The sequence below is a fragment of the Actinosynnema sp. NPDC050436 genome (assembly GCF_040655415.1).
Lineage (GTDB): Bacteria > Actinomycetota > Actinomycetes > Mycobacteriales > Pseudonocardiaceae > Actinosynnema.
In genome coordinates, this window is sequence record NZ_JBFAJV010000001.1 from 564,066 (window position 1) to 575,784 (window position 11,719).

Below are 11,719 nucleotides of genomic sequence, written 5' to 3' on the forward strand. Positions count from 1 at the left end.
GGCTATCGTTGCGTGACCGACCGTGTCGCTTCCGACAACCTTCGTCCAGGTCGGGCATCGCGAAAGGGCTCTCCGTTGGCCAGGCTTCCCGAACCACGCCGAATGCGGGTCAACGGCATCGACGCCGTCCTGCTCGACGCCGCGGTCTATGAGCAGCTCAGCACCTCGCGTCGACAGGCCGGCGCCCAATCGGCCCAGATCCACCGGCTCAAGGCACGGCTGACGAGCGCGGAGAGCCTGCTCGACGCGGTGGCCGAGGCGGTCGCCGCCACCGCGGACGACGAGTGCGCCGTCCGTCGATCGGTCTTGGACCTGCTGGCCACCCGCGCCGTCGTGAAGTAACGCACGGCACTCCGGATAGCCCGGCCGGTGGTGTCCGATCGGGTGAAAACGGTGTTAATCTCGCCACGCTCCACAACTCCATACGCCGCCCTGTGTGAGGAAGCCGGTCGAAATCCGGCACTGTCGCGCAACCGTGGGTCGCCGTGAGGCGACGAGTCGGGTCAACACCCGGGCGGATGACCTGACCAACCACTGTCGCGAACTACAGGGGTGACGTTCGACATGCGGTGTCGATCCGTCCTTCGCGCAGGCGACGACGGGAAGGCCCGCAGGCTCACCCGGTCGTTCGCCGCGCTGTCCGCCGTGCTGCTGCTCGGCCTCGTCGCCACGTCCGGCGTAGCGCTCGCCCGGGACCGGCCGGCGGCGAGCGCCAACTCCCACTGGCTCGCGCGCCAGTTGTCGGCCGAGGGCACCTACGACAACCCGCTGGGCGGCGCTCTGCCCGACCACGGGCTCATGATCGACGCGCTGTTCGCCATGCACGCCTCGGGCGACGCCGCGCTGGCCGCGCCGATCGTGTCCTACCTCGACGACCAGGGCCACGCCAGCGACTACTTCACGTGGGACGGCCTGGTCCCCGACCAGGGCTTCGACGCGATCATCGTCGGCGGGGCGGCGGCGAAGGTGCTGGTCGCCGCCGAGGTCTCCGGCCGCAACCCGAGGAACTTCGACGGCTACGACATGGTGGTCGAGACCGAGCGCGCCATCCGCCGCTCCGGCCCGGACATCGGACGGGTCAGCGACTACTCCAAGAAACCCGAGTTCAACGACATCGTCAGCAACAACGCCAACATGTTCGGCCAGGCGCTGGCAGTGATCGGGCTGGCCGCGGCGGGCAGCAACGACGCCATGGCCATCGACAAGATGGTCTCCCAGCAGTGCTCGGAGGGCTTCTTCCGGATCTTCTTCGAGTACATCCCGACCACCGAGACCGGCGACCACGTCACCTCCACCGGGATGAAGATCTCGACCTGCGACGAGGGCAAGGAGTTCGGCAAGTCCGCGCCCGACCGCGACACCACCGGGCTGGCCCTGTCCGCCATGCTGGCCGCCCGCAAGGCCGGTTACCGCGGTCTGGACGGCCCGATCGACCGAGCCGTGACCTGGCTCAAGGGCGAGCAGGACGAGAACGGCGGCTGGGGCGGCGGCGTGAGCACCGAAGCGCCCAACACCAACAGCACCGGCCTGGTCGTGCAGGCGCTGGCCGAGGCCGGTGGTGCGGAGGCCGAGGTGACCGACGGTCTCGCGTACCTCAAGGCGTCCCAGGCCACCCCGGCGGACGCGGAGACCCCGCTGGTCGACGACATCGGCGCGATCGCCTACAACCCCGAGCAGTACCAGCAGGCCCGCACCGGCGGGATCGCCGGCACGGACACCTGGATCCGGGCCGGGGCGCAGGCGTCGCTGGGCCTGTCCCAGGTCGGGTTCTTCGCCCTGGCCGAGGGCCGCGTCCCACCCGGCGATCCGACGCCCCAGCCGGAACCCGAGCCGGAGCGGACACCGCGCACCGCCGGGCCGGAATCGGATGCGCCCACCGTGCGGCAGGGCAACCCCGCGCCACCACCGGGCCGGGGTGTCCGCGCCGTGGTCACGCCGGAGGCACCCCCACCCCCGCCCGGCACGGCGACCCCGGCCGGCCGGCTCGGCGCGTACCTGGCGGGCGCACTGGTCGGCGGGGACCACGTCGAGGTCACCCAGGACGGCTCGACCTTCACCGACTACGACGCCACCGCCGACCTGGTGCTGGCGCTGCGCACGCTGGGCGAGCAGGGCGAGGCGGTCGAGCGCGCCACGCGGTTCCTGCTGCGCCCGGAGTCGATCGACGCCTACGCCCACGGCAAGCCCTACGAGGCCGGCGGTGCCGCGTACGCCGAACCGCTGGCGAAGCTGACGCTGATCGCCCGCTTCGACCAAGCCGACGACCAAGCCCCGCTCGACCTACCCGTGATCGTCAACCGGCTGGCCGAGGACCTGGCTGCCCTTCGCGGCGACGACGGCCGGTTCACCGACACCGGGTCGCTCGCCGACACCGACCACTCAGCGCGGCGGCAGGCGTGGGCCATCGCGGCGACCGTCGCAGTTCCCGGCACGCCGCAGGCCGAGCAGGCGGTCGACGTGCTGGTCGGATCGCGCTGCGACGACGGCTCCTTCCCCGTCGAACTGGACGATCGCGACTGCGCCGCAGGTGACCTGACCGCGACCGCGACCGCTCTTGCGGCGCTGAACCTCCGCCCACGCGACCGGGGGAAGACCGAGGACAGCGCGCCCGAGAACTGGTCACCGGACCGTGCGGCGGCACTCGTGGACGGCGTGAAGTCGTTGAACTCCGCGCTCGACGAGGACGGCCTGGTGCTCGACGGCGACGGCAACACCGATGTCGTGAAGAGCGCCGCCGCCGCGTCCGGGCGACAGGTGGTCGGGTTGGACGCGAGCACGACCGCGCGGTCGCTGGGCGCGGTGCTGGAGGAGGTCCAGGGCGACGCCGAGAACGGCCTGGCTCTCGGTGTCGCGGCGGCACCGGGCGTGGCCGCGCGGTCGTGGGTGGACGCCGAGGGTTCACCGGTCGCCGCCGCCGTACGGCTCCCGCTGACCCAGCGAACCGCGGCCACCTCGGTCGCGTCGGAAGAACGCGCCGTTCCGGTGTGGACGGTGGCCGTGCTGAGCGGGATCGTGCTGGCCGTCGCGCTGGGCCTGCTGCTTCACCGCTCCCACACGCGGAAGAACAACAACAACACCCTGGGGGTTTCACCGTGAGACGAGTCCTCGCCACGTTGTCCGCGCTGGCCGTGTCGCTGACGGCCGCCGTCGCGCTCGCGTCGCACGCGGGCGCGGTCGACCCGACCAAGGGTTACAACGGGATCTGCACCGGCGGTGATGCGCTGACCGGGGTCACCGTCGTGATCGACTTCCAGGAGCTGGACGGCAACGGCGGCACCGCCGCGCCCACCATCACCCGCTGCTCCCCCAACGCCAACCCGGGTACGTCGCGCACCGGCATCAAGGCGTTGCAGGACGCCGGGATCGCGGTCGCCGGGGTGGCGCAGTGGGGTCTGGGTTTCGTGTGCCGGTTGGAGAACCGACCCGCCTCCACCGAGACGATCCCGCGCGCCACGAACCCGAACTACAAGGAGGCGTGCGTGGTCACGCCGCCCGCCGAGGCGTACTGGTCGTACTGGCACGCGAACGGCGCGGGTACGACGTGGACCTACAGCAGCTACGGCGCGCTCAACCGCAACGTCATCCCGGGAGGGTTCGAGGGCTGGTCGTTCTCGCTGAACAAGACTGCCACCACCAACCCGGTGCCCGGCGTGACCCCGACCAACCCGGCGGTCGGCCCGACCAACCCGACCGTCAGCCTGTCCGTGGACGACCTCGACCGGAAGATCACGCTGGGCCAGAGCACGACGCTGACGTGGTCGTCCACCAACGCCACCGCGGTCACCGCCCACGCCGCCTCCCCCGCCACCGGCGGCGGCAGCTGGACCGGCACCCTGACCGCCAGCGGCACTCAGAGCATCACGCCGACCGCGAAGGGCACGTACACCTACACGATCAAGGCGGCCGGTGCGGGTGGCACGGTCTACAGCACCGCCGTCCTGACGGTCCAATGAGGCGTACCGCGCGACGCGCGTCGGGCGCGGTGGCCGCCGCCTTCCTGGTGGTGGCCACCGCGCCTGGCGCGCACGCCGTCGACCAGAGCAAGGGCCAACCGGGGTTCTGCCCGTCCGGCACCGGCGTCACCGTCGTGATCGACTTCCAGCAGCTGGGCGGCACCACCCTGGTCCGCTGCAACCCGCAGACCACGAGGGGGACCGGTCTCGACGCCATGAAGGGCGCCGGTTTCCAGGTCAACGGCGTGCAGCGGTGGGGCGAGGCGTTCATCTGCCGCATCGAGAACCGGCCCTCGGCCGTGGAGGCGATCCCCGTGAAGGGGAACGAGGGCTACCAGGAGGCGTGCCTCGACACGCCGCCGGCCGCGGGGTACTGGTCGTACTGGCACGCGGGCAACAACTGCGCGTGGGAGTACAGCCAGTGGGGGGTGAAGAACCGCAAGTTCGTCCCCGGCGGGTTCGAGGGCTGGTCGTTCTCGTTGAACGCCACCGCCGACACCAACCCCGTCCCACGCGTTGCGGCGGTGCGCCCCGGCACGGAAGGCCAACCCTGCGTCGCGCCGGACGAGGGCAGGCCCAGTTCCGACGACCCGGACGAGCAACAACCAGACCTCCCCTCCGACCCGCAGGGCGAGCAGGGACGGACGGGTGGCCGGGGACAGGACACCGAGGCCCCGGAAGCTGCCGGCACGACCGCGCGCGGCACCGGGACCGCGGCGCTGCCCCCGCCCAAACCACGCCAGAGCCCGTCGCCCAAGTCGGCCGCTCGGGACCCAGGCGAGAATGTGGCGTTCGACGGCGGGCAGAACGCTCCGGACATCAACCAGGTCGTCAAGGAGCAGTCGGGAGCGAGCGACTTCGCGCCGTGGGCGGCCGCCGGGCTGGTCGCGTTGCTGGGTGCGGGGACGTTGCTGATGGCCGGTCGTCGCAGACGGGCGCGGGATTCCTAGCGTGCGGGCGACGTACTTCCTGCCGCGCGACCTGCACCCCGCTGCGTGGTGGCTGTGGGCGCTGGGGTTGGCGGTCGCGGCGAGCCGCACGACCAACCCGTGGCTGCTGCTGACCGTCGTCGCGGTCGTCTGCTACGTCGTGGTCGCCCGGCGCACCGAAGCGCCGTGGGCCTTGGCGTTCCGGATGTACCTGGTGCTGGGCGCGGTGATCGTGGCCGTGCGGGTGTTCTTCCGGTTCGTCTTCGGCGGCGCGGAGGGGAGCACGATCATCCTGCGGTTGCCCGAGGTCCCGCTGCCCGAGTGGGCGGCGGGAATCCGGCTGTTCGGCGACGTCTCGGCGGAATCGGTGCTGGGCGGGCTCTACGACGGGCTGCGGCTGGCCACCATGGTGATCTGCCTGGGCGCGGCCAACGCACTGGCCAACCCCAAGCGCCTGCTCAAGGCGCTGCCGCCCGCGCTGTACGAGATGGGCACCGCCGTGGTGGTCGCCCTGTCGGTGTTCCCGCAACTCGCCGAGAGCGTGCTGCGGGTCCGCCGTGCCCGCAAGCTGCGCGGCGGTGTGAGCCGGAAACGCTTCCAGGCCATCCACACGATCATGATCCCGGTGTTGGAGGACGCTCTGGACCGCTCGCTGCGGCTGGCCTCCTCGATGGACTCGCGCGGCTACGGGCGTTCGGCGCTGGTCGACGCGCGGCAGCGGATCGCCACCGGGACGTTGATGATCGTCGGCCTGATCGGGCTGTGCGTCGGCGTCTACGCCACCCTCGACGGCTCCACCCCGAGGTTCCTCGCGGCTCCGATGTTGGCGCTCGGCACGGCGGTGGGGTTGGTGGGCTTCCACTTCGCGGGCCGGCGGGTCCGGCGCACCCGGTACCGGCCCGACCGCTGGCACGCGCCCGAGTTCGTGGTCGCCGCCTGCGGGATCGGGGTGGCGGTGGTGCTGTTCACGACCTCCAGCGTCGACCCGACCAACCTCAACCCCTCTCTGATCACCCTGTCCTGGCCGCTGCTGTCGTGGCCGCCGCTGCTGGGCGTGGTGCTGGGGGTCGCGCCCGCGTTCCTGTCCCCGCCGCCCGAACCGCCGCACGCCCACGCGGCCCCTGACACCGTCGAGGTGACTGCGTGATCGAGTGGAACGAGGTCTCCTTCTGGTACCACGGGCAGTCCGAACCGGTGCTGTGCGATGTGGACCTCCGGGTCGAGGAGGGGGAGCTGGTGCTGGTCGCAGGCCGCACCGGCACGGGCAAGTCGACCCTGCTCGGCATGGTCAACGGCCTGGTGCCGCACTTCACCGGCGGGCACCTGGACGGGTTGGTCTCGGTCGACGGCGCGACCACCCGGTCACGCCCGCCCCGGGAGTTCGCGCACCTGGTCGGTGTGGTGGGCCAAGACCCGCTGGCGGGTTTCGTCACCGACACCGTCGAGGAGGAACTCGCCTACGGCATGGAACAGCTCGGCCTGGCCCCGCAGGTGATGCGCCGCCGGGTGGAGGAGACGCTGGACCTGCTGGGCATCGCCGACCTGCGCCGCCGCGCCCTGCGCAGCCTGTCGGGCGGCCAGCAGCAGCGGGTGGCCATCGGCTCGGTGCTCACCACCCACCCCAAGGTGCTGGTGCTCGACGAGCCCACCTCCGCGCTGGACCCGACCGCCGCCGAGGACGTCCTGGCCACCCTCGCCCGACTGGTGCAGGACCTGGGCACCACAGTGCTGATGGCCGAACACCGGATGGAACGGGTCGTGCCGTTCGCCGACCGGATGGTGTTCGTGCCCGGGGACCGGTCCGTCGAAGCCGGATCGCCGGCCGACATCCTGCGCACCGCCCCGATCGCGCCACCGATCGTGGAACTGGGCAGGCTCGCCGGCTGGGAACCGCTGCCGCTGTCGGTCCGCGACGCCCGCCGCCTGGCAGCGCCCCTGCGCGACGCTCTCGGCTCTCCCCCGGTGCGCAGCAACTCGCTTGGTGAGACCGTGCTGGCGGCCCGTGACGTCGTCGTGCGCTACGGGCCCGCTGTGGCGGTGCGCGGCGTCGACCTCGACCTGGCCGCCGGCGCGGTCGTCGCACTGATGGGCCGCAACGGGTCCGGCAAGTCCTCACTGCTGTGGGCGTTGCAAGGCTCCGGCCCCCGCCACGCCGGCTCCGTCCGCGTCTCGGGCAGGGATCCCAAGGCCGGGAGCGCGGCGGACGCCCGCAGGCTCGTCGGCCTGGTCCCGCAGACCGCGAGCGACCTGCTGTACCTGGAGACCGTCGCCGGGGAGTGCGCCGCCGCCGACGCGGAGTCGAACGCCGCGCCGGGCACGTGCCGCGCGCTGCTGGACCGGATCGCCCCGGACATCGTCGCCGACCGGCATCCCCGTGACCTGTCCGAGGGTCAGCGGCTGGCGCTGGTGCTGGCGGTGCAGCTCTCGGCCGCGCCGCCGGTGATGCTGCTCGACGAACCCACCCGGGGCCTGGACTACACCGCGAAGGCCAACCTCGCCCGGATCATCGCCGACCTGGCCGCCGAGGGGCGGGCGGTCGTGGTCGCCACCCACGACGTCGAGTTCGTCGCCACGGTCGCGGATCGGGCCGTGGTGATGGCCGAGGGCGAGATCGTGTCCGACGGGCCGACCACCGAGGTCCTGGGCGGCTCCCCCGCGTTCGCCCCGCAGGTCGCGAAGATCCTGGGCCCGGACTGGCTCACCGTCGCCGACGTCCGTGCCGCGCGAACCGGGGTGGCGTCGTGAGCCGGGACTGGAGCGACGCAGGCCGGGTGGTGCGAATCGGCCCGCGCTCGGCGGTCGTGCTGGGACTGGCCTCGCTCGCCGGGCTGATGATGTTCGTGTGGCCGTTGCTGGTGCGGGTCGAACCGCAGTCCATGCAGCACGGGCCGGACGCGCCGTTCATCTTCCTGGGCATCCTGCCGGTGCTGATCGTCATCGTGCTGGCCGAACTGTCCGAAGGCGGCATGGACGCCAAGGCGTTGGCGCTGCTGGGGGTGCTGTCGGCGGTCAACGCGGCACTGCGGCCGTTGGGCGCGGGCGTCGCGGGGATCGAGACGGTGTTCTTCCTGCTGGTGCTGGCCGGGCGGGTGTTCGGCGCGGGCTTCGGCTTCGTCCTGGGCTGCACGTCGCTGTTCGCGTCCGCACTGCTCACCGCCGGCGTGGGGCCGTGGCTGCCGTTCCAGATGCTGTGCTCGGCCTGGATCGGGATGGGCGCGGGCCTGCTGCCCCGCCGGGTGACCGGCAAGGCCGAGATCGCGATGCTCGTCGGCTACGGCATCTTCGTCGCCTACGTCTTCGGCTTCCTCATGAACCTGTGGTTCTGGCCGTTCATCACCGGAGCCGAGGTCGACTACTACGACGGCCACATCTCCTACGTGCCGGGCGCACCGGTCCTGGACAACCTGCACCGCTTCGCCGTGTTCACCCTGCTCACCTCCACGGCCGGCTGGGACACCGGACGCGCGATCACCAACACGGTCGCCATCCTGGTGATCGGCCCGGCCGTGCTGTCCACGCTGCGACGCGCCTCGCGCAAGGCGTCGCACGGCGTGCTGCCGACGTTCGGCGACATCGGGTCGCCCGCACCGGCGAAGTCGTCCCGCTGATCGTGCGCGGCGGTCCGGGGACCGCCGCGCACGACCGTTCAGCCGGTCACGCGCACGCGAGAACCGGGGCCTCGCCCTGGCCGCCGCTGTGCAGGTCGAACAGCGCGACCCCGGCAACGCCGAGGACCGCCTGCGCGGTCGCCCTGGTCACCGTCGCCGGATCGAAACCCGTGGCCTGGTAAGCGATCGCACCACGCTGCTCCACCGGGCCGGAGCAGCCGACCTGGAGGCTCTTGAGGAACTGCTTGGCCTTGTGCGCGGCCACGAGCCGGCCACCGGCCTTGAGCGCCTGCCCCGCGAGGCCGGTGCTGTTCGAGTTGGGCGGGTTCGCGCCCACGCCGAAGCCGCCGTTCACGTTCTGCACACCCACCAGCCAGGACAGGCCCTGCTGGGCCCTGAGCGGCCGGCCGACCGCCTGCAACGCCTGGGTGACCATCGCAGTGGAGTCCACGTCGCTCACGCACGGCGTGGCCGCGAGATCGAGCGGGAACCCGCCGTCCGGGCACTGCGTACCGACCAGGAAGTCCACCGCCACGACCGGCGCACCCGCCGCCGTGCGGTCCAACGCCAGCAAGGCCAGCGACTGGCTGAACGCGTTGCTGTAGTCACCGAACGCAGAGACGTCGGAGAACCGGCCCGACGGGGTGAGCAGCGCGCGCAACCCGGCCTCCAGGTCCACGCCGCCGAACGAGTTCGGGTTCTTCCCCGCCACCTCGGCGGCGAGCAGGAGCTTGGCGTGCGCACCCGCGTACGCCTCACCGCCCGAGCCCACGTAGCCGGTGGTGACGGCGGGTTGCCCGAGCCACGCGATCGCACGGTCGGCGTAGTCGTCGGCCGTGCGGGTCGCGGCGAACGCGAACACCGCGTCGATCGTCAGCCCCTGACTCGGGTAGAGCACACCACCGAAATCGACTTCGAGCCGTTCGCCGTCGGCCATCTGGCGGGCCAGCCAGCCGGCGGCGGCGTCGGCGCGGTTGTGGGTGACCGGCGTGGCGGAGGCGACCGCCGGCGCGAGCAGCAGCAGGCCGCACAACAGGGTGAACACAGCAGAAACACGACGTCTCATGGACGATGGGACCTTTCCCGCGAACCACGACAGGAGTGGGCAGAAGGCACGGAGCGGGTACTCGGGCTCGCCGTCCACCCGGGACGGCACACCGTTGCGGGTCAGCGCCGGACTCCCACCGGCTTCCCCCACCACCGCGCATTCAGTTGATGCGACAAGCGTGCCACTCGTGGCCGCGTGAAGCATCGGCCATTCGGTGCGCCGGGTACGGGTACCCGGAGCGGTGCGCCGGTTGCCGGCGAGACCTGGGTCACCGGTCACGATCCAGGCGGATCGCCACCAGTCGACATAGTCGGACTTCCTACTTTATGGTGTCCTCAGGTCCGCGGTGCAGGGAAGCCGGTGCGAGTCCGGCACGGTCCCGCCACTGTGACCGGGGAGTCCGTCCCCACGCGATGGCCACTGGCGCGAGCCGGGAAGGTCGGGGACGGGTGGTGATCCGGGAGTCAGGATACCGGCCGCGGATGTCCCGTGTAGTCCACGAGGATGGAGCGACACGCATGTCCGCATCGGCATGTCACGCGTCAGCAGGCCCGCGTCGTCTCCAGGTGCCCGGGTAGCGGCTCCTCCTCGTCCCCGGCCGCCGAGGCAGCGGTCGGCTCACCTCGCGCCGCGCCCACGAGGCGGCGGCGCCCTTTCCACGCGGAGTGAGCATGTCCAGCACACCCGAGTTGACCCATTTCATCGGCGGCAAGCGGACCCCGGGCTCGTCCGGCCGGTTCGCCGACGTGTTCGAGCCCAGTTCCGGCAGTGTCGTCGCGCGAGTCCCGCTGGCCTCGGCGGAGGAGGTGCGCGCCGCAGTGGTCGAGGCCGGTCGTGCGCAGACCGAGTGGGCGCGGTGGAACCCGCAGCGGCGGGCCAGGGTTCTGATGCGGTTCCTCGAACTCGTGCGCGACGAGGTCGACTTCCTGGCCACGGTCCTGGCCTCGGAGCACGGCAAGACGATCGCCGACGCGCGTGGCGACGTCCAGCGGGGGCTGGAGGTGGTGGAGTTCGCGGCCGGCATCCCGCACCTGCTCAAGGGCGAGTTCACCGAGTCCGCGGGTACTGGGATCGACGTGTACTCGATGCGGCAGCCGCTGGGCGTGGTCGCCGGGATCACGCCCTTCAACTTCCCGGCGATGATCCCGCTGTGGAAGGCCGGTCCGGCGATCGCGTGCGGCAACGCGTTCGTGCTCAAGCCCTCCGAGCGCGACCCGTCGGTGCCGTTGCGGTTGGCGGAGCTGTTCTCCGAGGCCGGGTTGCCGCCGGGGGTGTTCAGCGTGGTCAACGGCGACGCGGTCGCGGTCGACGCGCTGCTGGCCGACCCGGACGTCGCCGCCGTGGGGTTCGTCGGCTCGACGCCGGTCGCCAAGCACGTCTACGACACCGCGACGTCGTCGGGCAAGCGGGCGCAGTGCTTCGGCGGTGCGAAGAACCACATGGTCGTGATGCCGGACGCGGACCTGGACAACGTGGTGGAAGCGCTGGTCGGCGCGGGCTACGGCTCGGCGGGCGAGCGCTGCATGGCGATTTCGGTGGCCGTGCCGGTCGGCGAGGAGACCGCCGACGCGCTCGTGGCCAAGCTCGCCGACCGGGTGCGGACGCTCAACGTCGGCGCGTCGCACGACGAGAACGCCGACTTCGGTCCCCTGGTGACCGCCGACGCGGTCCGCCGGGTGCGCGAGTACGTGGACAGCGGCGTCGCCGAGGGCGCGGAGCTGGTCGTGGACCGGCGCGACGTCGCGGTCCCGGGCTATGAGAACGGGTTCTACCTCGGACCGGTGCTGTTCGACCGGGTCACGCCGGAGATGCGGATCTACCGGGAGGAGATCTTCGGGCCGGTGCTGTCGGTCGTGCGCGCGGCGGACTACGAGGAGGCGTTGCGGCTGCCCAGCGAGCACGAGTTCGGCAACGGGGTGGCGATCTTCACCCGGGACGGCGACACCGCGCGCGACTTCACCTCCCGGGTCAACACCGGCATGGTCGGGGTGAACGTGCCGATCCCGGTCCCGGTCGCCTACCACACCTTCGGCGGCTGGAAGCGGTCCGGTTTCGGCGACCTCAACCAGCACGGCCCGGACTCGATCCGCTTCTACACCAAGACGAAGACGGTCACGCAGCGATGGTCGGGCGGGGTCAAGGAACAGGCCGGCTTCACCATCCCGGTCATGGGCTGAGCCG

9 protein-coding genes and 3 riboswitches are annotated in these 11,719 nt (G+C 71.9%); of the genes, 8 read left to right on the forward strand and 1 reads right to left on the reverse strand.

Features of this window, described 5'->3' with window-relative positions:
• Positions 1-102: 102 nt before the first annotated feature.
• The 7 genes from AB0I60_RS02335 (at position 103) to AB0I60_RS02365 (ending at position 8,490) form a co-directional block, all read left to right on the forward strand.
• Positions 103-342: a hypothetical protein gene (locus tag AB0I60_RS02335; protein ID WP_360725307.1), complete on the forward strand. Its 240-nt coding sequence runs from the start codon at positions 103-105 to the stop codon at positions 340-342.
• Positions 343-414: 72 nt separating this feature from the next.
• Positions 415-560: riboswitch (adenosylcobalamin (AdoCbl) riboswitch) on the forward strand.
• Positions 561-564: 4 nt separating this feature from the next.
• On the forward strand, positions 565-3,096 hold the full coding sequence (locus tag AB0I60_RS02340; RefSeq protein ID WP_360725309.1) for a hypothetical protein: 2,532 nt from the start codon (positions 565-567) through the stop codon (positions 3,094-3,096).
• Positions 3,093-3,953 carry an ABC transporter substrate-binding protein gene (locus AB0I60_RS02345; RefSeq protein WP_360725311.1) on the forward strand — a complete coding sequence of 287 codons (861 nt, stop codon included), beginning with the start codon at positions 3,093-3,095 and terminating at the stop codon, positions 3,951-3,953. Before AB0I60_RS02340 ends, AB0I60_RS02345 begins: the two co-directional genes overlap by 4 nt.
• On the forward strand, positions 3,950-4,903 hold the full coding sequence (locus AB0I60_RS02350; RefSeq protein ID WP_360725313.1) for an ABC transporter substrate-binding protein: 954 nt from the start codon (positions 3,950-3,952) through the stop codon (positions 4,901-4,903). Before AB0I60_RS02345 ends, AB0I60_RS02350 begins: the two co-directional genes overlap by 4 nt.
• A 1-nt stretch (position 4,904) precedes the next feature.
• Complete coding sequence (locus AB0I60_RS02355; RefSeq protein WP_360725315.1) at positions 4,905-6,029, forward strand: energy-coupling factor transporter transmembrane component T; 1,125 nt, start codon at positions 4,905-4,907, stop codon at positions 6,027-6,029.
• Positions 6,026-7,627 carry an ATP-binding cassette domain-containing protein gene (locus AB0I60_RS02360; RefSeq protein WP_360725317.1) on the forward strand — a complete coding sequence of 534 codons (1,602 nt, stop codon included), beginning with the start codon at positions 6,026-6,028 and terminating at the stop codon, positions 7,625-7,627. Before AB0I60_RS02355 ends, AB0I60_RS02360 begins: the two co-directional genes overlap by 4 nt.
• Complete coding sequence (locus AB0I60_RS02365; RefSeq protein ID WP_360725319.1) at positions 7,624-8,490, forward strand: ECF transporter S component; 867 nt, start codon at positions 7,624-7,626, stop codon at positions 8,488-8,490. Before AB0I60_RS02360 ends, AB0I60_RS02365 begins: the two co-directional genes overlap by 4 nt.
• Positions 8,491-8,536: 46 nt before the next feature.
• Here the strand turns inward: AB0I60_RS02365 and AB0I60_RS02370 are convergent, their stop codons facing one another.
• Positions 8,537-9,535, reverse strand: coding sequence for a prenyltransferase/squalene oxidase repeat-containing protein (locus AB0I60_RS02370; protein WP_360725321.1), 999 nt, complete (start codon positions 9,533-9,535; stop codon positions 8,537-8,539).
• A gap of 55 nt (positions 9,536-9,590) precedes the next feature.
• Positions 9,591-9,728: riboswitch (cobalamin riboswitch) on the reverse strand.
• Positions 9,729-9,848: 120 nt separating this feature from the next.
• A riboswitch (cobalamin riboswitch) is annotated at positions 9,849-10,034 on the forward strand.
• Between the two features lie 175 nt (positions 10,035-10,209).
• Between AB0I60_RS02370 and AB0I60_RS02375 the strand changes: the two genes are divergently transcribed.
• A complete protein-coding gene (locus tag AB0I60_RS02375; RefSeq protein WP_360725323.1) occupies positions 10,210-11,715 on the forward strand; it encodes a CoA-acylating methylmalonate-semialdehyde dehydrogenase in 1,506 nt (501 codons plus the stop codon).
• Positions 11,716-11,719 lie beyond the last annotated feature (4 nt).